This window comes from Streptomyces sp. NPDC042346 (genome assembly GCF_055581845.1).
The window spans coordinates 1,168,416-1,192,083 of record NZ_JBVJEH010000001.1 but is presented as its reverse complement, the minus strand read 5'-3'; the positions used below and the strand labels follow the sequence as shown (position 1 = coordinate 1,192,083).

The 23,668-nt window shown below is 72.6% G+C and carries 26 protein-coding genes and 1 pseudogene; 11 read left to right on the top strand and 16 right to left on the bottom strand.

The window, feature by feature from the left end:
• Positions 1-551, top strand: a pseudogene (locus ACZ6K0_RS05715) (DEAD/DEAH box helicase); the annotation flags it as partial.
• Positions 552-766: 215 nt separating this feature from the next.
• Entirely contained in the window at positions 767-1,657 is an 891-nt protein-coding gene (locus tag ACZ6K0_RS05710) for an alpha/beta fold hydrolase (RefSeq protein ID WP_469227735.1), read from the top strand.
• Between the two features lie 31 nt (positions 1,658-1,688).
• Here ACZ6K0_RS05710 and ACZ6K0_RS05705 read toward each other — a convergent pair whose 3' ends face one another.
• Positions 1,689-2,522, bottom strand: a complete 834-nt coding sequence (locus ACZ6K0_RS05705) for an NYN domain-containing protein (protein ID WP_376412680.1) — start codon at positions 2,520-2,522, stop codon at positions 1,689-1,691.
• 325 nt (positions 2,523-2,847) lie between these two features.
• Between ACZ6K0_RS05705 and ACZ6K0_RS05700 the strand changes: the two genes are divergently transcribed.
• Positions 2,848-3,000 (top strand): hypothetical protein, encoded by a 153-nt coding sequence (locus ACZ6K0_RS05700; RefSeq protein ID WP_086823662.1) that lies wholly within the window; start codon positions 2,848-2,850, stop codon positions 2,998-3,000.
• A 132-nt stretch (positions 3,001-3,132) separates the two neighbouring features.
• Here the strand turns inward: ACZ6K0_RS05700 and ACZ6K0_RS05695 are convergent, their stop codons facing one another.
• The 4 genes from ACZ6K0_RS05695 to ACZ6K0_RS05680 all read right to left on the bottom strand — a co-directional run bounded on the left by ACZ6K0_RS05695 (position 3,133) and on the right by ACZ6K0_RS05680 (position 6,424).
• The gene (locus ACZ6K0_RS05695) at positions 3,133-3,738 is read right to left on the bottom strand and encodes a MarC family protein (RefSeq protein ID WP_351823479.1); all 606 of its coding nucleotides are present in this window, start codon (positions 3,736-3,738) and stop codon (positions 3,133-3,135) included.
• 370 nt (positions 3,739-4,108) lie between these two features.
• Entirely contained in the window at positions 4,109-4,969 is an 861-nt protein-coding gene (locus ACZ6K0_RS05690; protein ID WP_469227736.1) for a PHP domain-containing protein, read from the bottom strand.
• A 96-nt stretch (positions 4,970-5,065) separates the two neighbouring features.
• Complete coding sequence (locus tag ACZ6K0_RS05685; protein WP_376412561.1) at positions 5,066-5,704, bottom strand: DUF6758 family protein; 639 nt, start codon at positions 5,702-5,704, stop codon at positions 5,066-5,068.
• A 135-nt stretch (positions 5,705-5,839) separates the two neighbouring features.
• Entirely contained in the window at positions 5,840-6,424 is a 585-nt protein-coding gene (locus ACZ6K0_RS05680) for a suppressor of fused domain protein (RefSeq protein WP_376412564.1), read from the bottom strand.
• Between the two features lie 440 nt (positions 6,425-6,864).
• Between ACZ6K0_RS05680 and ACZ6K0_RS05675 the strand changes: the two genes are divergently transcribed.
• Together ACZ6K0_RS05675 and ACZ6K0_RS05670 are read left to right on the top strand one after the other, a co-directional pair.
• On the top strand, positions 6,865-7,992 hold the full coding sequence (locus tag ACZ6K0_RS05675) for a magnesium and cobalt transport protein CorA (protein ID WP_376412568.1): 1,128 nt from the start codon (positions 6,865-6,867) through the stop codon (positions 7,990-7,992).
• A 59-nt stretch (positions 7,993-8,051) separates the two neighbouring features.
• Positions 8,052-8,564, top strand: a complete 513-nt coding sequence (locus ACZ6K0_RS05670; protein WP_376412570.1) for a hypothetical protein — start codon at positions 8,052-8,054, stop codon at positions 8,562-8,564.
• On the opposite strand, the gene ACZ6K0_RS05665 is transcribed toward ACZ6K0_RS05670, so the two are convergent.
• Positions 8,565-9,323 (bottom strand): hypothetical protein, encoded by a 759-nt coding sequence (locus ACZ6K0_RS05665; protein ID WP_469227740.1) that lies wholly within the window; start codon positions 9,321-9,323, stop codon positions 8,565-8,567. It lies immediately after the preceding gene.
• A gap of 294 nt (positions 9,324-9,617) precedes the next feature.
• On the opposite strand from ACZ6K0_RS05665, the gene ACZ6K0_RS05660 reads away from it, so the two are divergent.
• From ACZ6K0_RS05660 to ACZ6K0_RS05650, 3 genes are read left to right on the top strand one after another with little or no spacing between them, the layout of a single operon-like run.
• Positions 9,618-10,901 (top strand): magnesium transporter MgtE N-terminal domain-containing protein, encoded by a 1,284-nt coding sequence (locus ACZ6K0_RS05660; RefSeq protein ID WP_376412576.1) that lies wholly within the window; start codon positions 9,618-9,620, stop codon positions 10,899-10,901.
• Entirely contained in the window at positions 10,891-11,463 is a 573-nt protein-coding gene (locus ACZ6K0_RS05655; protein ID WP_376412579.1) for a DUF1003 domain-containing protein, read from the top strand. Before ACZ6K0_RS05660 ends, ACZ6K0_RS05655 begins: the two co-directional genes overlap by 11 nt.
• 44 nt (positions 11,464-11,507) lie before the next feature.
• The gene (locus ACZ6K0_RS05650; protein WP_376412581.1) at positions 11,508-12,641 is read left to right on the top strand and encodes an Mrp/NBP35 family ATP-binding protein; all 1,134 of its coding nucleotides are present in this window, start codon (positions 11,508-11,510) and stop codon (positions 12,639-12,641) included.
• A 46-nt stretch (positions 12,642-12,687) separates the two neighbouring features.
• Here ACZ6K0_RS05650 and ACZ6K0_RS05645 read toward each other — a convergent pair whose 3' ends face one another.
• The 5 genes from ACZ6K0_RS05645 to sigE all read right to left on the bottom strand — a co-directional run bounded on the left by ACZ6K0_RS05645 (position 12,688) and on the right by sigE (position 17,420).
• Positions 12,688-13,314 (bottom strand): hypothetical protein, encoded by a 627-nt coding sequence (locus ACZ6K0_RS05645; protein ID WP_376412584.1) that lies wholly within the window; start codon positions 13,312-13,314, stop codon positions 12,688-12,690.
• Between the two features lie 74 nt (positions 13,315-13,388).
• Positions 13,389-13,832, bottom strand: a complete 444-nt coding sequence (locus ACZ6K0_RS05640; RefSeq protein WP_376412587.1) for a sec-independent translocase — start codon at positions 13,830-13,832, stop codon at positions 13,389-13,391.
• A gap of 91 nt (positions 13,833-13,923) precedes the next feature.
• Entirely contained in the window at positions 13,924-15,654 is a 1,731-nt protein-coding gene (locus ACZ6K0_RS05635) for a S1C family serine protease (protein WP_469227742.1), read from the bottom strand.
• A gap of 75 nt (positions 15,655-15,729) precedes the next feature.
• On the bottom strand, positions 15,730-16,665 hold the full coding sequence (locus ACZ6K0_RS05630) for an anti-sigma factor family protein (protein WP_469227743.1): 936 nt from the start codon (positions 16,663-16,665) through the stop codon (positions 15,730-15,732).
• A complete protein-coding gene (gene sigE / locus ACZ6K0_RS05625; protein WP_125745465.1) occupies positions 16,662-17,420 on the bottom strand; it encodes an RNA polymerase sigma factor SigE in 759 nt (252 codons plus the stop codon). The genes ACZ6K0_RS05630 and sigE overlap by 4 nt, the downstream gene beginning before the upstream one ends.
• Positions 17,421-17,562: 142 nt before the next feature.
• Between sigE and ACZ6K0_RS05620 the strand changes: the two genes are divergently transcribed.
• Positions 17,563-18,228 (top strand): O-methyltransferase, encoded by a 666-nt coding sequence (locus tag ACZ6K0_RS05620; RefSeq protein WP_024759307.1) that lies wholly within the window; start codon positions 17,563-17,565, stop codon positions 18,226-18,228.
• 136 nt (positions 18,229-18,364) lie between these two features.
• Here ACZ6K0_RS05620 and ACZ6K0_RS05615 read toward each other — a convergent pair whose 3' ends face one another.
• Positions 18,365-18,532: a DUF3117 domain-containing protein gene (locus ACZ6K0_RS05615; protein WP_017239934.1), complete on the bottom strand. Its 168-nt coding sequence runs from the start codon at positions 18,530-18,532 to the stop codon at positions 18,365-18,367.
• A gap of 312 nt (positions 18,533-18,844) precedes the next feature.
• Here ACZ6K0_RS05615 and chcB point away from each other — a divergent pair, with 312 nt between their 5' ends.
• Complete coding sequence (chcB, locus tag ACZ6K0_RS05610) at positions 18,845-19,648, top strand: 2-cyclohexenylcarbonyl CoA isomerase (RefSeq protein ID WP_376412599.1); 804 nt, start codon at positions 18,845-18,847, stop codon at positions 19,646-19,648.
• A 37-nt stretch (positions 19,649-19,685) separates the two neighbouring features.
• Here the strand turns inward: chcB and ACZ6K0_RS05605 are convergent, their stop codons facing one another.
• Positions 19,686-20,273, bottom strand: a complete 588-nt coding sequence (locus ACZ6K0_RS05605; protein WP_376412607.1) for a DNA-3-methyladenine glycosylase I — start codon at positions 20,271-20,273, stop codon at positions 19,686-19,688.
• Positions 20,270-20,593: a hypothetical protein gene (locus ACZ6K0_RS05600; protein WP_469227746.1), complete on the bottom strand. Its 324-nt coding sequence runs from the start codon at positions 20,591-20,593 to the stop codon at positions 20,270-20,272. Before ACZ6K0_RS05600 ends, ACZ6K0_RS05605 begins: the two co-directional genes overlap by 4 nt.
• 102 nt (positions 20,594-20,695) lie before the next feature.
• Here ACZ6K0_RS05600 and folP point away from each other — a divergent pair, with 102 nt between their 5' ends.
• Positions 20,696-21,556, top strand: a complete 861-nt coding sequence (gene folP / locus ACZ6K0_RS05595; RefSeq protein ID WP_469227748.1) for a dihydropteroate synthase — start codon at positions 20,696-20,698, stop codon at positions 21,554-21,556.
• A gap of 154 nt (positions 21,557-21,710) precedes the next feature.
• On the opposite strand, the gene ACZ6K0_RS05590 is transcribed toward folP, so the two are convergent.
• Together ACZ6K0_RS05590 and dapE are read right to left on the bottom strand one after the other, a co-directional pair.
• Positions 21,711-22,460, bottom strand: coding sequence for an LOG family protein (locus ACZ6K0_RS05590; RefSeq protein WP_376412613.1), 750 nt, complete (start codon positions 22,458-22,460; stop codon positions 21,711-21,713).
• An 85-nt stretch (positions 22,461-22,545) separates the two neighbouring features.
• On the bottom strand, positions 22,546-23,640 hold the full coding sequence (dapE, locus tag ACZ6K0_RS05585) for a succinyl-diaminopimelate desuccinylase (protein ID WP_376412615.1): 1,095 nt from the start codon (positions 23,638-23,640) through the stop codon (positions 22,546-22,548).
• Positions 23,641-23,668: the final 28 nt, after the last annotated feature.

The window sequence follows — 23,668 nt, the reverse complement described above, 5'->3', positions numbered from 1 at the left end:
CCCCCCGCGCCCGCCGCACCGCCCGCAGGCCCGCAGGCTCCCCGGTCACCGCCGAAACGCCGGTGGCCGAGGCCCCCGTCGCCGAGCCGGCCGCCGAACCGGTCGTCGAGGAAGCCCCCAAGGCCCCCCGCGCCCGCCGCACCGCCCGCAGGCCCGCAGGCTCCCCGGTCACCGCCGAAACGCCGGTGGCCGAGGCCCCCGTCGCCGAGCCGGCCGCCGAGCCGGTCGTCGAGGAAGCCCCCAAGGCCGCCAAGGCCCCCGCGCGTCGCCGTACGACCAAGAAGGCCGCGGCCGCCGAGGTCGTCGTCGAGGCCGTCGAGGCTCCGGTCGCCGAGGAGGCCCCGAAGGCTCCGCGTCGCCGCGCCACGAAGAAGGCGGTCGCCGCCGAGGCGCCCGACGCCTCGGAGCCGAAGACGCCGACGCGTCGCCGTACGACGAAGAAGGCCGCGGCCGCCGAGGCTCCGGCCGTCGACGCCCCGGCCGTCGAGGAGGCCCCCAAGGCTCCGCGTCGCCGCACCACGAAGAAGGCGGCGGCTCAGCCCGAGAGCTGATCCCCGCACCGTCACACAGCCGTGCGGCCCGGTCCCTCCCCAGGGACCGGGCCGCACGNNNNGTACGTCCCCCCCCCCCCCCCCCCCCCCCCCCCCCCCCCCCCCCCCCCCCCCCCCCCCGCCGGCCCCCCCCCCCCCCCCCCCCCCCCCCCCCCCCACGGCTGTCGGGGCACAGCCCCCGGGCCGGGCCCCGTTCACGCCGTTACAGTCCAGATATGAGCAAGCCCCGTTCCCTCGCACTGCCGCCCCGCACCCGAGCCCGCCGCCTGACGACCGCGCGGGGCGACTTCGCCGTCCTCGACGCGATACCCGAGGGCGAGCGGCGCGGGACGGTGCTGCTGCTGCCCGGGTACACCGGCAGCAAGGAGGACTTCCTGGCGCTGCTCGGCCCGCTGAGCGAGGCCGGCTACCGGGCCGTGGCGGTGGACGGACGGGGACAGAACGAGACCCCGGGCCCCCGCGGCCGGGCCGCCTACCGGCGCAGGCCGCTCGCGCTCGACGCGGTCGCACAGGCCGCCGCCCTCGGCGACGGACCGGTCCATCTGCTCGGCCACTCCTTCGGCGGCCTCGTGGCCCGCGCCGCGGCCACGCTCGCGCCGGGTGCCTTCCGCTCGCTCACCCTGCTCTCCTCGGGGCCCGGCCGGGTCGCGCGACCGCAGCGGATCCGGATCCGGGTGCTGCGCGGCGCTCTGGCGCTGCTGCCGAAGGAGCGGGTCTGGCAGGCGATGTGCTGGCTGGACAGCCGGGGCGAGGAACCGGACACGGACGACGCTCCGGCCCTCGCGGGCTTCCTGCGGCGGCGCTGGATGCGGACCCGGATCGCCCAGCTCGCGGGCGCCGGGCGGCTCCTCCTGAACGACCCGGACGGGACGGCGGAGCTGCGTGGGCTGCGGATGCCGCTGCACATCGCGTACGGGGCCGACGAGATGGTCTGGCCGCCGGCGGAGCTGGCCGCGGCGGCGGCCCGCACCGGCGCGCACCGGACGGTGGTCGAGGGCGCGGGTCACTCTCCGAACGTGTCGCACCCGCGCGAGCTGGCGGACCGGCTCACCGGCTTCTGGGAGCGGGTCGCCGCCGGCAGCGAGGCCGGTGCGGCAGCCTCGTAGGACCGTCGGTCGCGGCAGCCCCGCGAGCCCGTCAGTACTGCGTCTTGAGGTGCTGCCAGAAGCCGTCCCGCAGGGCGCGCCGCAGGGCGGCGTGTCCGCGCAGGGAGCGGCTGAGCAGGCGTTCCGCCTCGACGAGCAGGTCCTGGTCGACGGGCCCGGGGAGGTAGGGCGCGCCGGGCAGGAGCTCGGCGAGCCGGTCCCGGCCGCGCTCGGCGAGCCAGGTCGCGGCGATCTGGGCGCCGACGAAGCGGACCTCCTCGCGGGAGGGCGGCGGCTCGCCCTCGTTCTCGTACGTCGTGACCGGGCGGCGGGTGACGTACGGGCGGCAGAAGTCGAGCTCGAAGGTGCGCTGGCTGTCGACCTCCCAGAGGAGCGCCTCGGCCTGGTTGCGGCCCTCGGCGGCCTCGATGCCCCAGAGGTGGACGCGGGCGCCGTAGCCCTGGGCCGCCTCGACGGCCGAGACGAGGTCCTCGTCGCCGCCGACGAGGGCGGCGTCGCTGATGGCGCGGTGGCGGGCGAGGGACTCCAGATCGGTGCGGATCAGGGAGTCGACGCCCTTCTGCTGGTTGTTGGCGTTGAGGTTGCCGAGGCGCACCTTGACGTCGGGGAGCTCGGCGATGGCCTGCTGTTCGGGGGTGTGGATGCGGCGCCTGGCGCCGTCGTACCAGTAGACGCGGAGCAGTCTGCTGTCCGCGAAGATCGTGCGGGCCTTGTCGATGAAGGCCTCGATCAGGCCCTCGGCGTCGAGGTCGAAGGAGCGCCGGTCCTCGGTGCCCGTCACCAGCAACCCGGCCGCAGCATGGACGTAACCTGCGTCGACGAAGATGGCGTGGGTGGAAGGGGTTTTGGCTACCTCGGCCAGCATCCGCTGGAGGAGCTCATTGGTGCGCTCCACGCGGGCGTCGAGCGCGCTCAGGCGGGCGTCGAGCGACTGCGCGTCGGCTTCGGTGGCGGCGTCCGTGCTCGCTTCGGCGGTCGCTTCGGTGGGTGCGTCGGTGGTCTCTGCGTCGTTCATACGGGGCTCATTCTCCGCCGCCGGCGACCGTGCCGCCACACCCCCCTACCCGCCGGTAGTTAGACATCCGAAAATTTTCCTTAGCGTAAGGAATGTTTGCAGGATGCACTTCGTTGGACAGCTACGTAACCCAGTTCTCCTTCAGGAGGATCAACTCAGACGAAGGGAGAAGCCCATGCGCTTCGAAATCCTGCGCCTCGACGACATCGACGGAACGCCCGTCGACCGTACGGTCGTGGACGCCGCCTCCGTCAATCGGATCGTGCAGCAGGCCGCCGCGATCGGCCAGCGCATCTGGATCCGCCCCGCCGAGACCTCGGCCTCGTAACAGGTCAGGTCCACACCACGCACCGCGCCCCCGCACGGACTTCGCAGAGCGGAATCCGTACGGGGGCGCAGTGGTGTCCGGAGCCGGGACTGCAGAGCCCTGGACACCAGGCCGGCAAGACACCTCTGAGGGTCAAGCTCCCTGGATCACCTGGGTGACGCCGTTGATGATCTGCTGCACCGCGATGGCGGAGAGCATCATGCCGGCGAGGCGGGTCACGAGGACCACGCCGCCGTCCTTGATGACCCGGATGATCAGCAGCGAGTAGCGCATGGTCAGCCAGAGCACGACGTGCATGGCGACGATGGCGGCCCAGACGGAGACCTGCGCGGCGGCGCTGTCGGCGTGCTGCACCGCGAGGATGACCGAGACGATCGCACCCGGCCCGGCGAGCAGCGGCATGCCGAGCGGCACCAGGGCGACGTTCACGTCCTTGGTCTGCTTCGGCTCGTCGGTCTTGCCGGTGAGCAGGTCGAGCGCGATGAGCAGCAGGAGCAGACCGCCCGCGATCATCAGCGCGGGCACGGAGACGTGCAGATACGCGAGGATCTGCTGCCCCAGGATACCGAAGACGGTGATGACGCCGAAGGCCACGGCGACGGCCTGCCAGGCCATCCGCCGCTGGACCTTGGCCGGGCGGCCGGAGGTGAGGGCGAGGAAGATCGGCGTGATCCCGGGGGGATCCATGATCACGAAGAGGGTCAGGAACAGCGAGCCGAAGACGGCGACGTCGAACACGGTGGGGTGCCTTGCGGGAGAGTCGAACGGTGGGGTGTGGGCTCGCGCTGCCGGAATGTGGAGTTCCGCCAGCGGGCCGACGTGGGTACGTCCCCCGCGCGGCGCGGAGCCGCGCGGGGTGACGTGGACGGATGCGGGTGGGGGCGGGCCGTACGAGTGCGGTCCCGCCGACGGAAACCGGCAGGATTCCCTGCCGCCCTGCGCGCGCGGGACGAGCGCGGGACGAGCACGGGTGCGGATCGCGGTGTCCGTCCCGGCCGGTTCGGCCGCCGCGGCTCCCTCCGCCCCGTCCGCTCCGGACGGCCGCCGAAGGGCCGTGGGCGTCGGGCCTCGGGCGTCGCGCCTCGGGCCTCGGGCCGCCCCCCAGGGGCTAGACGGCTCCCCCCGTGCCGGGGACCGCGAAGGCCCCTGTGGCACGGCGGATGATCTCGCCGTAGATCTCGGGGTCGGTGGTGCAGTCGCCGAGGCGACAGGTCTTGCGACTGCCGTGGTAGTCGCTGGAGCCCGTGGCGAGCAGCCCGAGCTCCTTCGCGAGCCCGCGCAGCCGCGCGCGCGTCGCCTCGTCGTGGTCCATGTGGTCGACCTCGATGCCGTCGAGTCCGGCGTCGGCCAGCCGGGCTATCGCCGCCTCCGGCACGACCTCGCCGCGCTTGACGGCGAGCGGGTGCGCGAAGACGGTGACCCCGCCGGCGGCCTTGACCAGGCGGATCGCCTCGACGGGATCCAGCTCGTGCTTCCCGACGTACGCGCGGCCGCCGTCGGCGAGCCAGTCGGGCGTGAAGGCCCCGGACACGTCCGGTACGACCCCGAGCTCGACGAGCGCCTCGGCGACGTGCGGGCGGCCGACGGAGCCGTCGCCGGCGATCCGGGCGACCTGCTCCCAGGTGACGGGGACGCCGAGCTCCTGGAGCTTGCCGACCATGGCCCGGGCGCGCGGCACGCGGTCGTCCCGGACGAGCTCCCGCTCGGCGAGGAGCGTGGGCTCCGCCGGATCGAAGAGGTAGGCGAGCATGTGCAGGCCGACGCCGTCGAGCCGGCAGGACAGCTCGGCGCCGGTGACGAGGGTCAGCCCCTCGGGCAGCGCGGCGATCGCCTCGGCGTGGCCCCGGGTGGTGTCGTGGTCCGTCAGCGCGACGACGTCGAGCCCGGCCGCGGCCGCGTTCCTGACGAGTTCGGCCGGCGAGTCCGTGCCGTCGGACGCCGTGGAGTGGGTGTGCAGATCGATGCGCACGACGCGGTACTCCGGGGGCTCGACACGGACGAGGGACGCTTCAGCATAACGGGCGAATCGAACAGTCCTGTACGGATCCGGTCGCCCGGTCGCCCGTTACTTCAGCAGCCTCGGGGTGAGCGCGCCGCACGGCAGGAGCTCGACCTCGGCGCCCGCGTCCCGGAGGTCCGTCAGGACCAGCTCGTCGTACATCAGGAGGCCGGACTGCTCGGGCCAGACGATCGCCCAGAGCCAGAGGCCGCGCGCCTCCCCCGCGAAGACCGCCCGATCCTGCGGGGCGCCGGTGACGTGCCACAGCGGCGTGGGACGCCCGGCGGCGAGGACCTTCGTCTGGGGCGGCTTCTCGATGGCCATGCCGGAGCCGGGATCGAGGCCGTCGATTCCGGCGTACCGCGCACCGAGGCCGACGCCGAGCTCCTCGGCGACCAGGATCAGCTCGCCGAGCCCGCCGAGCGGGCCGGGACCGGAGCACGCGACGGCCGTCGCACGGCCGCCGCTGCGATCGTCGCCGGCGCACGCGATACCGGTGAAGAGCCAGCCGACGGGCAGGGGCCACGGCATCCACACCGGCACCTGGGACCGGTGCACCACGACACCGAGAGCCTCGACGCTGGGGGGGATGACGGGCTGGAGCGGGTGCACCGAGCCGTGCACGTCACACTGCCAGGAGTCGGCGAAGAGACCGGGCGCTCTGACCCTGCCACCGCACTTCGGACAACTGGGTTCGCCCCTCATAGGGCTCAACGGTCCTACCCCTCGGGCCCCGCGTCAAGGACGGCCGCCGACGATCACCCGTCCGGCCCGGGCCGTTCACCCGGGGTGCGCGGCCACGCCACCGAACCGACCCCCGATCCGGGCCCCGGCGGGCCCTCAGTCCAGGCTCACGGACCTGCGCAGCGGATCGCGCAGATCCGTCCCCCGGGCCAGCCAGCGCTCCTCCAGCGCCTGCGCCCCGTGCACCCGCTTCCACGCCGCCTCGTTCGAGGTCATCGGGAGCAGCGGCAGGAAGCGGACCGGGTCGAGCGGCGCGTCCAGCTCCAGGTCCTCCACCAGACCGCCGGACTCGGCGACCAGGACCGAGCTGAAGCCGGCGCCCGGCCAGAGGGGCTCGCCGACGTCGAGCGAGGCGCCGGGGGCCACGACGAGGCCCTCGACCTGCGGGGTGGCGGCGAGCACGGCGAGCGGGCGCAGCACCTTGTCGGTGTCGGCGAGGCCGGCCCGCACGGTGAGGACGAGCTCCGCGCGCGGGCCCTTCACGGGGTCCGCGAGGGCGGCGGTCGGATCGGCCATCGGCGAGGCGGACATCCCGAGGGTCGCGTACCGCACGAGGTCGCCGTCGACGAAGCGGAGCACCTCGATCCGGTCGGTGCCGAGGAACGTCACCGCGGCCCGCGCGTCCGGTTCACCGAGCGCCGTCCGCAGCCGGGCCTCGACCAGAGCAAGAACTTCTCCCATGAGCTGAGCATAAAGCGCGTACGGAACGGGCAAAGTCAGGGATTGACCCTCTGTCGGCTGATAGTCTTGGCCGCTGGTCGGGAGTCACGAACTCCTGATTACTCGTCACACGTCATCCCCCACGGGGGACCGGCCGGAGGAGGTGGGGCTGCGATGGACCGAAGTCGGTCGGGCAGTACCAGTCGCTCTTCCGCCCCGCACCCGAGCCCGGTGCGTCTCACTCTCCGGTGATCCCAGGTCCCGTACGGGACCGGCCTTCTCCGGCACCGGGCATCCGGCATCTCGCACGACGGAAGAGCATTTCGCCTTTGCCTGTCTGTAGCGAACGCCGCCGCCGCGATTCCCCGGTGCCGCCCGCTTTGTGGACGACGTAGCTCCACGTCCCCATTCCGGGCTGTGCCACGCATCGCACCGACGGCCTCTCCGTGAGGAGCATGCCCATGTCGATGATCCGTGACCTGCGCGCCGCCGTCCGGCCGAGCCTGCGGCACACCCTGCGCAAGACCCCCACCACGTACACCTCGTACGACCCCACCCGCGACCACTCGGCCTCCAGCGCCGTCGTCGACTGCGCCGTCTACCGCGACGGGCGCCGGGTCGACGACCGCGACTGCCTCACGCCCCGCGGCGCGATGAGCCAGGTACGGGAGAGCGGCGGCTTCGCCTGGATCGGGCTCCACGAGCCGACCGAGGCCGAATTCGCCGGTATCGCCGCCGAGTTCGGGCTGCACCCGCTCGCCGTCGAGGACGCCGTCCACGCCCACCAGCGACCCAAGCTGGAGCGGTACGACGACACCCTCTTCACCGTCTTCAAGACGATCCACTACGTCGAGCACGCCGAGCTCACCGCGACCAGCGAGGTCGTCGAGACCGGCGAGGTCATGTGCTTCACCGGCCCCGACTTCGTCATCACCGTCCGGCACGGCGGCCAGGGCTCCCTGCGCAACCTCCGCCACCGCCTCCAGGGCGAGCCCGAACTCCTTGCCAAGGGCCCCTCGGCCGTGCTGCACGCCATCGCCGACCACGTCGTCGACGGCTACATCGCGGTGGCCGACGCCGTCGAACTGGACATCGACCAGCTGGAGATCGACGTCTTCTCGCCCACCGCGAAGGGCTCCACGCGCGGCACGGACACCGGCCGGATCTACCAGCTCAAGCGCGAGGTACTGGAGTTCAAGCGGGCCGTCACCCCGCTCCTGCGCCCCCTGACACTGCTCAGCGAGCGCCCGATGCGGCTCGTCGACCCCGACATCCAGAAGTACTTCCGGGACGTCGCCGACCACCTCGCCCGGGTCCAGGAGCAGGTCGTCGGCTTCGACGAGCTCCTCAACTCGATCCTCCAGGCCAACCTGGCGCAGGCGACCGTCGCGCAGAACGAGGACATGCGCAAGATCACCTCGTGGGCGGCGATCATCGCCGTCCCCACGGCGGTCTGCGGCGTCTACGGCATGAACTTCGACCACATGCCCGAGCTGCACTGGCGGTACGGCTACCCGATGGTGCTCACCGGCATCATCGCCGCCTGCTTCAGCATCCACCGCATGCTCAAGCGCAACGGCTGGCTCTGAGGACGAAGGCAGGGCGCGAGCCCGGCCTGACCGACAGGACGTCCCCTAAGCTTCGGGCCATGACTGAAGAGCTGCCCGGGTCCGCCCTCGTCGAGGAGGCCACCAAGAAGTCCGGCCTCGTCTGGGTGCGCGGGACCGGTCCCGCCCGCGCGCTCTGGCACGTCTGGCACGACGGCGCCGCGCACGTCGTCGGCGACGGTCCCGGCGAGCAGCCGCTGCCGGGCCTCGCGGACGGCGGGACGGCCGAGGTCACGGTCCGCAGCAAGGACAAGGGCGGGCGGCTCGTCTCCTGGACGGCCGCGGTACGCGAGCTCTCCCCCGGCACGGACGAGTGGGAGGCCGCGGTCGCCGAGCTGAAGGGCAAGCGGCTCAACGCCTCGGACGGCGAGGCCATGCCGGGGCGCTGGGCGCGCGAGTGCCGCGTGCTGCGGCTCGACCCCCGCTCCTCGACGACGGAGCTGCCGGACGGCTCCCTGGCGGCCGTACCGCTGCCCTCGGAGGCCACGACCCGCCGGCCGGTGCCGGCCGCGCTCCCGAAGCTGCTGTTCGGGAAGCGCCGCAGGAACCGGTAGCTACCTTCGCGGCAGCTGCTTGCCGTAGTCGAGGGTCTCTTCCTTCGACGGCTCCGCGAGCGGGAAGTCCTTGTTCCACTCGGAGAGCACCACGACGCCCGCTCCCCCGCCCCGCGCGAACTGGAGCGGGTAGGGGAAGCCCTCCAGGGCCACGTCGAGCGTGCCGCCCTCGCCCTCCGCGCCGCCCTTGACCTTGATCGTGCGGACCCCGCCGATCTGGTCGCGGTCGCCCTTGACCTTCTCCCCGTGCAGGCCGATCAGCCCGGCGAGGAGCACGTCCATGTCGGTGAAGCCGCGGAACTGCTTGTACGAGGGGTCGCCCTGCGGCACCTTCACGTACATGTCGTCGAGCTTGTCGGCGGCCTCGGTGTCCGCCTCGCTGGGCTCCTCGGTCGCCTTGTCGTCGTGCGCCCAGAAGCCCGCGTCCGCCTTCAGATAGAGCGCGTCGCCGACCCGCAGCAGCTCGAAGGTGCTGTTCTTCGTCGTCACCGAGCCGGCGGCGCCGTCCTGCTTGAGCCGCATGTTGAGCTTGAAGGTGCCGCCCTTGCTGACGAGCGTGCCCGCGAGCCGTACCGCCTTCGCCGTGTCCGCCGCCGACTGCGCCTTCCGCTCGATCTCGGGCGCGGAGAGCTTCCCGACCCCGTTGGTCCCCTCGTCCGGATCGGCGCCGCAGGCGGTGAGTCCGGCTGTCAGCCCGGCGCAGAGCGCCAGGGGCACGACGGCCCTGCGGATACGCGATGACGGGGTACGAACGGCCATCTGCGCTGCCTCTCGTGTCGTGGGGGAGTACGCCGGGCCGTGGCCCGTACGGGGCGCCGCCGGAGGCCGTGGGCCGGACCGGTGGAATGACCGGGTCCGGTGCCGGGGCCGAGTGGGGGGACGGCAGACCGCAGCGTACCCGGGCCGGGTGACGCGCCCCGCAGGCAGCCGTACGGAGTCCTTGCCGGAGCGGGGCGGAACGTCACGGGCTAGCCTGAACCAGGCAAAGCTCTGCAATCACCGGCAAAGTTCTTGCCACGACTCGAATCGTGCGGCACCGAGGAGGCGCGTGGCATGGCGGCAGGCGCCCCCCGGATCTTCGTCTCCCATCTCGCGGGAGTCCCCGTCTTCGACCCCGTCGGCGACCAGGTCGGCCGGGTCAGCGACCTCGTCGCGATGCTCCGCGTCGGCCGCCGACCGCCCCGGCTGCTCGGCATGGTCGTCGAGGTGCTGAGCCGCCGCCGGGTCTTCGTCCCGATGACCCGCATCACCGGCGTCGAGTCCGGCCAGGTCATCACCACCGGCGTCGTCAACATGCGCCGCTTCGAGCGGCGCCCCACCGAGCGGCTCGTCCTCGGCGAGCTCCTCGACCGGCGCGTCCGGCTCGTCGGGCCCGGCGGGCAGGAGGGCGAGGAGGTCACCGTCCTCGACGTCGCCATCCAGCAGCTGCCCGCCCGCCGCGACTGGGAGATCGACAAGGTCTTCGTCCGCAAGGGCAAGGGCGGGGTGCTGAGCCGCAAGGGCGAGACGCTGACCGTCGAGTGGTCGGCCGTCACCGGCTTCTCCCTGGAGGAGGAGGGACAGGGCGCGGAGAGCCTGGTCGCCACCTTCGAGAAGCTGCGCCCCGCCGACCTGGCCAACGTCCTGCACCACCTCTCCCCCAAGCGGCGCGCCGAGGTCGCCGCGGCCCTCGACGACGACCGGCTCGCCGACGTCCTCGAAGAGCTGCCGGAGGACGACCAGATCGAGATCCTCGGCAAGCTGAAGGAGGAGCGCGCGGCCGACGTCCTGGAGGCGATGGACCCGGACGACGCGGCCGACCTGCTGTCCGAGCTGCCCGAGGAGGACCAGGAGCGGCTGCTGACCCTGATGCAGCCGGACGACGCCGCCGACGTACGCCGTCTCCTGTCGTACGAGGAGCGCACGGCCGGCGGTCTGATGACGACCGAGCCGATCGTGCTGCGGCCGGACGCCACGGTCGCGGACGCGCTGGCCCGGGTGCGCCAGCAGGACCTGTCGCCGGCGCTCGCCGCGCAGGTGTACGTGTGCCGGCCGCCGGACGAGACGCCGACCGGGAAGTACCTCGGGACCGTGCACTTCCAGCGGCTGCTGCGGGACCCGCCGTTCACGCTGGTCAGTTCGCTCGTCGACAGCGACCTGCCGCCGCTCGGCCCGGACACCCCGCTGCCCGCCGTCACCAGCTATCTCGCCGCGTACAACATGGTCGCCGCGCCCGTCGTGGACGAGAGCGGTTCGCTGCTCGGCGCGGTCACCGTCGACGACGTGCTCGACCATCTGCTGCCGGAGGACTGGCGGGAGACGGAGTTCCACGAGGAGGGGACCGGGCATGGCCGCTGAGCGGGGGCAGGAGAGGGAACGGGAGCGGGAACGGGACCGGCCGATGGTGGCCCGCATCCGGCTCGACCTGCCGCGCGAGCGCCGGCCCAGGTTCCTCCCGGAGTACGACCCGGAGGCCTTCGGGCGGATGTCCGAGCGGATCGCCCGCTTCCTGGGCACCGGGCGCTTCCTCGTCTGGATGACCCTGACGATCATCGTCTGGGTCGTGTGGAACATCTTCGCCCCGGCGACGCTGAGGTTCGACGAGTACCCGTTCATCTTCCTGACGCTCGCCCTGTCCCTCCAGGCCTCGTACGCGGCCCCGCTGATCCTGCTCGCCCAGAACCGGCAGGACGACCGGGACCGGGTCAACCTGGAACAGGACCGGAAGCAGAACGAGCGGTCGATCGCGGACACCGAATACCTGACCCGGGAGATCGCGGCGCTCCGCATGGGCCTCGGCGAGGTCGCGACGCGCGACTGGATCCGCTCGGAGCTCCAGGACCTGATCAGGGAGCTGGAGGAGCGCCGGGATCTATTCCCGTCCGGCGAAGGTCACGGAAGTGACGTACCCGACCGTTGACAGCCCTTTCATGCGCCGGTGGTCGGCGCCGTACCATCGTCGGTATGGCTATGGAAGACGCGGTGCTCGAAGCACTGGCGACGGTGAACGACCCCGAGATCAACAAGCCCATCACTGAGCTCGGCATGGTCAAGTCGGTGGAGATCGAACCGGACGGCAGGGTCGCCGTCACGGTCTACCTGACCGTCTCCGGCTGCCCGATGCGCGACACGATCACGCAGCGCGTGACCGAGGCCGTCTCCCGCGTCGAGGGCGTCACCGCCGTCGACGTCACGCTCGACGTGATGAGCGACGAGCAGCGCAAGGAGCTGGCCGCGGCGCTGCGCGGGACGGGCGCGGAGCGCGAGGTGCCGTTCGCGAAGCCGGGCTCGCTGACCCGGGTGTACGCGGTCGCCTCCGGCAAGGGCGGCGTAGGCAAGTCCTCCGTGACCGTGAACCTGGCCGCGGCGATGGCCGCGGACGGTCTGAAGGTCGGTGTCGTCGACGCCGACATCTACGGCCACAGCGTGCCGCGGATGCTGGGCGCGGACGGCCGTCCGACCCAGGTCGAGAACATGATCATGCCGCCGTCGGCGAACGGCGTGAAGGTCATCTCCATCGGCATGTTCACCCCGGGCAACGCCCCGGTGGTGTGGCGCGGCCCCATGCTGCACCGCGCGCTCCAGCAGTTCCTCGCGGACGTGTACTGGGGCGACCTGGACGTCCTCCTGCTCGACCTGCCCCCGGGCACCGGCGACATCGCGATCTCGGTCGCGCAGCTCGTCCCGAACGCGGAGATCCTCGTCGTCACCACCCCGCAGCAGGCGGCGGCCGAGGTCGCCGAGCGGGCCGGCTCGATCGCCGTGCAGACGCACCAGAAGATCGTCGGCGTCGTCGAGAACATGGCGGGCCTGCCGTGTCCGCACTGCGACGAGATCGTCGACGTGTTCGGCACGGGCGGCGGCCAGCGGGTCGCGGACGGCCTGACGCAGACGACGGGCACGAACGTCCCCGTCCTCGGCTCGATCCCGATCGACGTGCGGCTGCGCGAGGGCGGCGACGAGGGCAAGCCCGTCGTCCTCTCCGACCCGGACTCCCCGGCGGGCGCGGCGCTGCGCGCGATCGCCGGCAAGCTGGGCGGCCGTCAGCGCGGCCTGTCGGGCATGAGCCTGGGCATCACGCCCCGCAACAAGTTCTGAGCATCGGAAAAGGGGCACCCCTCGTGGGGTGCCCCTTTCGCCGTTCCTAGGCGTACGCCTCCAGGTCGGGGATCTGCGAGAACCCCAGCCCGTACGCGCTCATCCCCCGCCCGTACGCCCCGAGGTGCACCCCCGCGGCCGACCCGGCGAGCACCCAGCCGAACTCGGACTCGCGGTAGTGGAAGGGCATCGGCACCCCGTCCACGGGGAGCGAGAGCGTCGACCAGGCGGGCCCGTCGAGGTCGTCGGCGAGCTCGAAGGCCGTCTCCGTCTGCTGGTCCAGCCAGTTGTCGCGCAGCCCGTGGTCGAGCGACGCGGGCCAGGTGTGGACCAGGAGCCCCGAGCCGGCCAGCCAGGCCGCGGACGAGACCGTCGTGGCGTCGAGGACGCCCGTACCGTCGCCGGTCCGCCGGACCGGGCTCGCCGCGACCGTCACCACGACGGCGAAACGCTCCTTCTCCGCGGCCCGCGCGTCCGACTTTATGGACGGCTCGTCACCGTGCCCCGTCGAACCGTGCTGCACACTGCCGTCCGCCGCCGTGCCGACCTGCATCAGCCAGCGCGGCCCGGTGAAGGCCTCGTCGAGGCCGTACCAGGCGAAGGGCGCGCGCAGATAGCCCTCGGGCGTACGCCGGGCCGTCGGTACGCCCTCCACCCGACTGGTGGTCTCCATCTCGGCCGCCTCCTCGTTCCGTCAACAGAGGGAGGATAGCCACCGGGACGCGTCGGGTCGGTGACAGCCCGTCGTCAGGTCGCGTCGGAGTCGTACGGCGGACGCTCGTTGTTGTCCGGCTTGTCCTGCTTCTTGAGGAGGTCGGGAGTGCCCGCGCCGGCGGAACCGTTGACCGCCGAGGGCTGCGGCTCACGGCCGTGGACCGCGTCGGCGACGTCGTTCATCTCCTTCTTGAGGTCGAACGAGCCGCGCAGCTCCTTGAGCTCCTTGAGGTCGTCGTTCCCCTCCATCTGCTTGCGGAGGAACGTCTTCGGGTTGAGGTCCTCGAACTCGAAGTCCTTGAACTCCGGCCCCAGCTCGCTGCGGATGTCCTCCTTCGCGCTGTCCGAGAAGTCACGGACCTTCTTGATGAAGCGCGAGACGTCCTGGATGACCTTCGGGAGCTTGTCAGGCCCGAAGACGAGCACGGCGAGGACCACGAGGGCCACCAGCTCGAGTGCGCCTATGTCGCTGAACACCTAGTAGCTCCTTCACGCCGGTCCAGGGCCCGGTCCACGGTACCCGCCGAAACTGTCGGACGGGTACCTCCCGGTGTCCACCACATGGCACTCATGTGCCCTGCGACGATCCAAGTGTCAGCGTCTTCGTCAGTTCCTTGCCGCCGCGGGTGAGGGTGAGCCGCAGTTTGTCGCCGGGGCGGTGGGCGCGGATCTTCACGATCAACTCCTCGCCGTTGTGCACCCGCTGGCCGTCGACCTTGGTGATGACGTCGCCGGGGCGGAGCCCCGCAGCGGCGGCCGGGCCACCGGGGGTGACGGAGGCGGCGCCGTCCTTGCCCTTCTCGCCGACCCGGGCACCGTCGCCGTTGAACTGCATGTCGAGGCTCACACCGATGACGGGGTGGGTGGCCTTGCCGGTGTTGATGAGCTCCTCGGCGACGCGCTTGCCCTGGTTGATCGGTATGGCGAAGCCGAGGCCGATGGAGCCGGGCTGGCCGGCGCCGCCTCCGTCGCCGTCGCCGGAACCGCCGGTGGAGCGGATCGCGCTGTTGATGCCGATGACCCGGGCCTTGGAGTCGAGCAGCGGTCCGCCGGAGTTGCCGGGGTTGATCGGGGCGTCGGTCTGGAGGGCGTCGACGTAGCTGATGTCGGTGCCGTCGCCCTTCTCGCCGCCGGCGGTGATCGGGCGCTCCTTGGCGCTGATGATCCCGGAGGTCACGGTGTTGGAGAGGTCGAAGGGGGCGCCGATGGCGACGACGGGGTCGCCGACGCGGACGTTGTCGGAGTTGCCGAGGGGCAGCGGCTTGAGGCCGGAGACGCCGGTGACCTGGACGACGGCGAGGTCGTAGCCGGTGTCCTTGCCGACGATCTTCGCGCGGGCGGTCTCGCCGCTGGAGAAGGTCACGGTGATGTCCCCGGAGGACTCGGCCGCGTCGACCACGTGGTTGTTGGTGAGGATGTGGCCCTTGGTGTCCAGGACGAAGCCGGTGCCGGTGCCGGAGGAGCCGCCGCCGCTGACGTGCAGGGTGACGACGCCGGGCAGCGCGCTGGCCGCGATCCCGGCCACGCTCTCGGGGGCGCGGTCGGTGTCCCCGGAATCGGCCTGGGGCAGCTCGACGGTGGTGAGCCCGCCGTTCCGCTCGACGTAGGCGCCGATGCCGCCGCCGATGACGCCGGTGACGAGGGCGAAGACCAGCGCCCCGGCGAGCGCGAGGCCCTTCCGGGACTTCTTCGCGGGCGGCGGCAGGACCCCTACGCCGCCGACGGCCCCGCCCCAGGGGTCGTACTGCATCCACGGGGCGGTCCCGCCCTGCTGCGGCGGTACGGGGGGCACGGCGGCCTGCTGCGGCGGTACGGGGGCCACGGGGGCCTGTGCCTGCGGCGGTACGGGGCCCTGCGGCGGCGCGGGGGCCGCCGGGTGCTGCACGGGCGGCGCGGGCGCCCACGGGCCGGGCTCGCCGTAGGGCGGCGTCCGGTACTCGTCGGGCGCGTGCAGGGGCTGGGGGGCGGGCTGGGCGGCCGCCACCGGGGCGTCGGCCACCGGAGCGTCCGCCGGCTCGTCCTTCGTCAGCAGCACGGTGGGTGCCGGCTCGGGCTGTTGCTCGGGCTCGGGCTGGGACACGACGGAGATCTCCGCGGTCCCGTCCTCGGCCCCGGCCCGGGTCCCGTCCTCGGCCACGACCACGGCCTCGGTCTCCGCCTCGACCGGCGGCTGGGGCGCGGGCAGGGGGAAGTCACCGTCACCGTCGTCACCGCCGTCGGTCGGAGGCGGCGAGGGTATCCGCGCCGCCTCCGGTGCCGTCGAAGGCCGGCTCCACCAGTTCGGCTTCCCGTCGTTCATGCTCTCCCCGCAACCGCTGACCCGTCCGCGCCCCCGCTCGGGCGCCCCTGTCCCTGGATTCAACCAGGTCGCGGGTCAGCGGTGGGAGCCGAGCGGTGCGTTCGTCGGGCTCGCCGCCGGGCTGGGACCGGGGGCGAAGGCCAGATCGAGGGCCGGGCCCGTCGGGCGTATGAACGGCGAGAGGGCGAAGAACGACTGCGTGGCCTGGTTCTGGAGGCGCACCGCCACCAGCGGAGCCGCGCCGGAGCGCACCGCGTCCGGCGGAACCGCACCCGAGGGGACGGTGCCCGCGGGAGCCCGGCCGTCCGTACGCGCCACGAGGGGCGTGAGCGGGGTGAGCGGCTCCTCGGCGACGGACTGGGCGCCCGTCCGTTCCCCGGAGCGCGTACCGCGCACGGCACCCGTGCCCGGGGCGCCGCCCGTGGCCGTGGTGCGCAGCGGGGTGACCGCGCTGCCCGTGCCCTGCCCGCCGCGTCCGCTCGCGCTCACGGAGGTCTCCATCGGCATGGTGCCGCCGAGGGCGATCGCGGCGAACGAGACCGCGCTGGCCGCCGCGAAGGCGAAGCGCCGGCCGCGCCCGGACGTGCCGGAGGCGCGGTCGCCGACCTCGTGGATCCGGAAGCCGGTGCCGTGGTGCGGGGAGCCCGGGGTGACGACCGCGGCGGTGGCGAAGCCGTCGGACTTCAGCGCCGCCGAGCCGAGCAGCTCCTCCAGGGGCCCTCGCGATGCTCCGGGCCCGCCGGAGCCGCCCGAGGGGTCACCTGGTCCCCCGGGGAGCCCCTGGAGCCGGGCGAGGAAGCCCTCCGAGGGCGGCGGGGGCGCCGCGGAGGCGAAGACGCTCTTGACGGTGCGCTGGGCGTCGGCCTCGGCCTTGCAGCGCGCGCAGGTCGCGAGGTGCGCGAGCACCCGCTCCCGGGCGTCGTGGCCGAGCTCGCCGTCGACGAGCGCAGCGAGCCGGTCCCCGAGGTGGTGTTCCGCGGGGGTCGGCGACGAGGGACGTGTGCCGCTCACGCTGTCCCTGCCTCCCATCCGACGGAGGCGAGCGCACGCTCCGCCCGGGCCTCGGGCGAGCGGTGCTTGAGCGCCTTGCGCAGGTGGGAACGCCCGCGGTGGATCCGGCTGCGGACGGTGCCGAGCTTCACGCCGAGGGTCGCGGCGATCTCCTCGTACGACAGTCCTTCGATGTCGCAGAGGACGACCGCGGCGCGGAACTCGGGCGCGAGGGTGTCGAGGGCCTGCTGCACGTCGGCGTCGAAGTGGGTGTCGTTGAACACCTGCTGCGGCGACGGCTCACGGCTGGGCAGCCGCTCGGCGGCGTCGTCGGCGAGCGCGTCGAAACGGATGCGCTGCTTGCGACGGACCATGTCGAGGAAGAGATTGGTGGTGATGCGGTGGAGCCAGCCCTCGAAGGTGCCCGGCGTGTACGTCGACAGCGAGCGGAAAACGCGGACGAAGACCTCCTGGGTGAGGTCCTCGGCGTCGTGCTGGTTGCCGGTGAGGCGGTAGGCGAGGCGGTAGACCCGGCCACTGTGCGTGCTGACGATCTCCTCCCAGGTGGGCGGAGTCCACGCCTGCGATTCCGCATCCGATGCGAAGGTCGCGGTGGTGGGAGCGGAGTCGGTGGTGCGGATTCGGTCAGCGGTGTCGGTCACGGATTTCGGCTCACCCGCCGACCTGAGAAGACGCCGAAGCACTCCTCCCCGATCCACAGGCGCAGCCGCACCTCCCCTGTCGGCTCTGGTGGTGTCCAGTGGAGCCCCTACCATAGCCACCTCGCCCGTTAGCTCCGGATAAGAATCTTTACGCGAATTTGGAACCGGCTCGCCCGACTGCCGCCGGGCGCGTCCTGCCTCCAGTGAACGCGCGGTCCCATCTGCGGGTTCCCGCTGACAGCGGATACAGTCACCGTTGCGTCAACTACGGGGACAGGAGAGGGCCATTACCGCCAACCGGCAGACGAGCTGGTCGTTCGCCGACGCCTTTGTCGCCGAGGACGAAGCTCTGCGCTGGGCCCGGGACCGGGCCCGGGAGGCAGGGCTGCCCTCGGTGTCGCCCGGCACCGGTGGCGCGCTGCGCCTGCTCGCGGCCACGGCGGACGCCAAGGCGGTGGCGGAGATCGGTACCGGCACGGGCGTGTCGGGCATCTACCTGCTGCTCGGGATGCGGCCCGACGGTGTCCTGACCACGGTGGACCTCCAGCCGGAGCGCCAGCAGTTCGCGAAGACGGCGTTCCGCGCGGCGGGCTTCGCCGGCAACCGGGCCCGGTTCATCCCCGGCCGCGCCCTCGACGTCCTGCCGCGTCTCGCGGACGGCGGATACGACCTCGTCTTCTGCGACGGGGACCGTCTGGAGTACCTGGACTACCTCGCTGAATCGTTGCGCCTGCTCCGACCTGGCGGTCTCGTCTGCTTCGAGGGCGTCTTCGCGGACGGCCGTACGGTCGACTCGGCGGCCCAGCCGGCGGAGGTCCTGCGGGTCCGCGAGCTGCTGCGCACGGTGCGGGAGAGCCAGGAGCTGCTGCCCTCGCTGCTGCCGGTGGGCGACGGCCTGCTCTGCGCCGTACGCCGGGGCTGACGCCTCGCATCCGCCGACGCGCGTCCCCTGACGCCCGGCATCTCCTCAGGGCCCTGGCGCCCGCCCCCGGACACACCGCTGCCCCGGCACGGTGAAACCGTCCCGGGGCAGTGGCGAGGAATCGTCGAGGGTCAGGTCAGCCGACGACCTTCTTCAGGGCGTCGCCCAGCGCCTCGGCCTCACCCGGGGTCAGCTCGACGACAAGCCGACCGCCGCCTTCGAGCGGAACGCGCATGACGATGCCCCGCCCCTCCTTGGTCACCTCGAGCGGGCCGTCACCCGTCCGCGGCTTCATGGCCGCCATGCTTGTTCCCCTTCCTGAAACCAGCTCATCGTCAGCCGGGCAGCTCTTTGATGCGGAGCACGCTTCACCGGCTTCGAACACATTGCTTCCAGGTCATTATCCCGCATCGCAGGACCCGATGACCAACATCGATCTGCATCGCTTGCGCAACGCGCTCTCGCAAAACCCCACATTTCGGCGATCGGGCTGCGATACTGCGCCGCCCCGGATCGCCTCGACGGCCGGAATTGTTTGACGCAGCTCACATGTGCGGTGCGGGTGATCTCCGCCATGCTGAGCAGGTCAACCACGCAAAGAGGCGAAGGGAACCCCATGGCCGACACGGTGCTGTACGAGGTGAGCGACGGGCTCGCCACCATCACGCTCAACCGGCCCGAGGCCATGAACGCGATGAACGTGGCGGCGAAGGTCGCCCTCCGGGACGCCGTGGAAACGGCCGCGGCGGACACCGCCGTACGGGCCGTCCTGCTCACGGCGGCGGGCGACCGGGCGTTCTGCGTCGGCCAGGACCTCAAGGAGCACGTGGGTCTGCTGATGGCGGACAAGGAGTCCGGCACGCGCGACACCATGAACACGGTCCGGGACCACTACAACCCGATCGTCAGGGCGCTCACCGGCATGCGGAAGCCGGTCGTGGCGGGCGTGAACGGCGTCGCGGCGGGGGCGGGCTTCGGCTTCGCGCTGGCGGCGGACTACCGGGTCGTCGCGGACACGGCCGCGTTCAACACGTCCTTCGCGGGCGTCGCGCTCACCTCGGACTCGGGCATGTCCTGGACGCTGCCCCGGCTGATCGGCGCGAGCCGGGCGTCGGACCTGCTGCTCTTCCCGCGCTCGATCACCGCCCAGGAGGCGTACGAGCTCGGCATCGTGAACCGCCTGGTCCCGGCCGCCGACCTCACCGCCGAGGCCACGAAGGTCGCCCGCGCCCTCGCGGAGGGCCCCACGGTGGCCTACGCGGCCCTGAAGGAGTCCCTGGCCTACGGCGCGGACCACTCCCTCGCCGAGGCCCTGGAGAAGGAGGACGAACTCCAGTCCCTCGCGGGCGCCTCGGAGGACCACACGATCGCCGTCCGCGCCTTCATCGCCAAGGAGAAGCCGAAGTACCTGGGCCGCTAGGACCTGTCCGACGGCCCCACGACCCCGGGGCGGTGCTCTACCGGCCGCCCCGGGCCACGCAGCCCTCCACGTGGTCGTCGACCAGGCCGCAGGCCTGCATCAGGGCGTAGGCCGTGGTGGGGCCGACGAAGCGGATGCCGCGCTTCTTGAGGGCCTTGGCGAGGGCCGTGGACTCGTCCGTGACCGCCGGGACGTCGGAGACCGAGCGCGGGGCGGGGCGGCCGGCGGGGTCGGGGGCGTGGGACCAGATCAGGGCGTCGAGCTCGCCCGGGGACCAGGTGGCCAGCAGCTTGGCGTTGGCCAGGGTCGCGTCGACCTTGGCGCGGTTGCGGATGATGCCCTCGTCGGCGAGGAGCCGCTCCCGGTCGGCCTCGCCGAAGCCGGCGACGGAGGCGATGCGGAAGCCGTCGAAGGCCCGCCGGAAGCCCTCGCGGCGGCGCAGGATCGTGATCCAGGACAGGCCCGACTGGAAGGCCTCCAGGCAGAGCCGCTCGAAGAGCTCGTCGTCGCCGTGGACCGGGCGGCCCCACTCCTCGTCGTGGTACGCCACGTAGTCCTCGGCCGACAGGCCCCAGGGGCAGCGCAGCCGTCCGTCGGGACCCGGGACCGGTCCGCCGTCCGTCATGAGCCGTCGTCCTCTCCGTCGCCGGCGGACGCGCCCGCGAGCGCCTCCTCCAGCTCGGCGATCCGGGAGTCCCGCTCGGCGAGTTCGGCGCCGAGACGGACGAGGACGTCGTCCACGTCAGCCATCCGGTAGCCGCGGACCGCGACGGGGAGGCGGAGCGCCTCGACGTCGGCGCGGTCGACCGGGCGGGCCGCCGGGAGGGGGTCGACGAGCTGCTCGGGCGCCACCTCCGGCAGCACCTCGCTGTCGCCTCCGCCGACCACCGCCAGAGTCACCGCGGCCACGACCACGACCATCGTGATGAGCAGAAACCAGAACACCTGCGCGCCTCTTCCCGGAGTGGAATTCGTCCCGTGCCGATCGTGCCATGCGCCACTGACGGTTAGGGTCGCAGCGAACGTACGCGAGGGAGGACAAAAGGGATGCTGCGCTTGGGACGGCGTGAATTCGGGCCGCACGAGCCGGTGATCATGGCGATCGTGAACCGGACCCCGGATTCTTTCTACGACCAGGGCGCCACCTTCCGGGACGAGCCGGCGCTCGCCCGCGTGGAGCGGGCCGTGGCCGAGGGCGCGGCGATCATCGACATCGGCGGGGTGAAGGCGGGCCCCGGCGAGGAGGTCACGGCCGAGGAGGAGGCCCGGCGGACGGTCGGTTTCGTCGCGGAGGTCCGCAGGCGTCACCCCGACGTGGTGATCAGCGTGGACACCTGGCGGGCGGATGTCGGCGCGGCGGTCTGCGAGGCCGGGGCGGACCTCCTGAACGACGCGTGGGGCGGGGTCGACCCCGGGCTCGCGGAGGTGGCCGCCAAGTACGGCGCGGGGCTGGTGTGTACGCACGCGGGCGGCGCGGAGCCGCGGACGCGGCCGCACCGGGTCGCGTACGAGGACGTGATGGCCGACATCCTGCGGGTGACCGTGGGGCTCGCGGAGCGGGCGGTGGCCCTGGGGGTGCGGCGCGACGGGATCATGATCGACCCCGGGCACGACTTCGGGAAGAACACCCGGCACAGCCTGGAGGCGACGCGGCGGCTCGGCGAGATGGCGGAGACCGGGTGGCCGGTGCTGGTTTCCCTTTCCAACAAGGACTTCGTCGGCGAGACGCTCGACCGGCCGGTCAAGGAGCGGGTGCTCGGAACGCTGGCGACGACGGCCGTGTCGGCGTGGCTGGGGGCGCAGGTCTACCGGGTGCACGAGGTCGCCGAGACCCGCCAGGTGCTCGACATGGTGGCGTCCATCGCCGGGCACCGGCCGCCGGCCGTCGCGCGGCGCGGGCTGGCGTAGGCGGGCCGGGTGCGGGAGGGGGTGGGGGCGCCTGCGGCGGGCTCTCCCCCACCCCGCCCCTTCCCGAAACCGGGGCTCTGCCCCGGACCCCGGCCCTCGAACTCCCCCTACGCCCGGAGGGCGTGGGGGGGACCCCCGGACGGGCTGGGTTTCCCTACTTGCCGGTCTCCTTGGTCACCAGCGCGACCGCCTCTTCCACGTCGTCCGTGACGTGGAAGAGGAGCAGGTCGCGCTCCGAGGCCTTGCCGCCCGCGACGACCGAGTCGCGCAGCCAGTCGACGAGGCCCTTCCAGTACTCCGTGCCGAAGAGGACGATCGGGAAGCGGGTGACCTTGCGGGTCTGGACCAGGGTCAGCGCCTCGAAGAGCTCGTCGAGGGTGCCGAGGCCGCCGGGCAGGACGACGAAGCCCTGCGCGTACTTCACGAACATCGTCTTGCGGACGAAGAAGTAGCGGAAGTTCACGCCGATGTCGACGTGCGGGTTGAGCCCCTGCTCGAAGGGGAGCTCGATCCCGAGGCCCACCGAGACGCCCTTGGCCTCGCGGGCCCCCTTGTTGGCCGCCTCCATGGCGCCCGGGCCGCCACCCGTGATGACCGCGAAACCGGCCTCGACGAGCGCCCGGCCGATCCGCACGCCCGCCTCGTACTCCGGCGAGTCCGGCTTCGTGCGGGCCGAGCCGAAGACGCTGATCGCGCTCGGCAGTTCGGCGAGTGCTCCGAAGCCCTCGACGAACTCGGACTGGATGCGCATGACCCTCCAGGGGTCCGTGTGCACCCACTCCGAGTCGCCCTCGGTGTCGAGCAGCCGCTGGTCCGTGGTGCCCGACTGGACCTGGTCCCTGCGCCTCAGCACCGGCCCCAGACGCTGCTCCTCGGGCTTCGCCATTCCCTCGGGAATGCCCATGGCCTGCTCCCTCCGCCGATCCACTGATCTTCTTGGTCCGGTCAGCGTAGGACGACAGAGGTGACGAAACGCGAAATTACGGAAGTCAGGCGGTCAGCCAGTCGCGGAGACGTGCCTCGCAGTGGTGGATCCTGTCGACGGGGACGTGCTCGTCGCGCTTGTGCGCGTAGATCGGGTCGCCGGGACCGTAGTTGACGGCGGGCACTCCGAGGGCGCTGAAGCGCGACACGTCGGTCCAGCCGAACTTGGGCTGCGCGCTGCCGCCGACGGCCTTCATGAAGGCCTCGGCGGCCGGGTGGGAGAGGCCGGGCAGCGCGCCGGGGCTCTCGTCGTCGACGACGAACTCGGAGATCTCGCAGTCGGCGAAGAACTCACGGACGTACGCCAGCGCCTCGGCCGGGGAGCGGTCGGGGGCGTACCGGTAGTTGACGGTGACCGTGCACGCGTCGGGGATGACGTTGGTGGCGACGCCGCCCTGGATCGCGACCGCGTTGAGGCCCTCGTGGTACTCCAGGCCGTCGATGACCGGCTTGCGCGGCTCGTACGCGGCGAGGCGGGCGAGGATCGGGGCGGCGGTGTGGATGGCGTTGGAGCCCATCCAGGAGCGCGCGGAGTGGGCGCGCTCGCCCGCGGTGTGCAGGATGACGCGCAGGGTGCCCTGGCAGCCGCCCTCGACCTGGGCGTCGGAGGGCTCCAGGAGGACGGCGAAGTCGCCCTCCAGCCAGTCGGGGTGCGCGGCGGCGATCTTCCCGAGGCCGTTGAGGTCGGCGGCGACCTCCTCGTTGTCGTAGAAGACGAAGGTGAGGTCGCGGTTGGGCTCGGGCACGGTGGCGGCGATCCGGAGCTGGACGGCGACGCCGGACTTCATGTCGCTCGTGCCGCAGCCCCAGAGGATGCCGTCCTCGTCGAGGCGCGAGGGGACGTTGTCGGCGATCGGCACGGTGTCGATGTGGCCGGCGAGGACGACCCGCTCGGCGCGGCCGAGGCGCGTCCGGGCGACGACGTTGTTGCCGTAACGGTCGACGGTGAGGTGCGGCAGGGCCCGCAGGGCCTCCTCGATGGCGTCCGCGAGGGGCTGCTCCGTCCCGCTCACGGACGGGAAGTCGACGAGGGCGGCGGTGAGCGCGGCCCCGTCCTGGGAGAGGTCCAGCCGGGTCTCGCGAGGAGTGATGTCAGCCATGTGCCGACCCTAACCCGGCCTCCAGTAC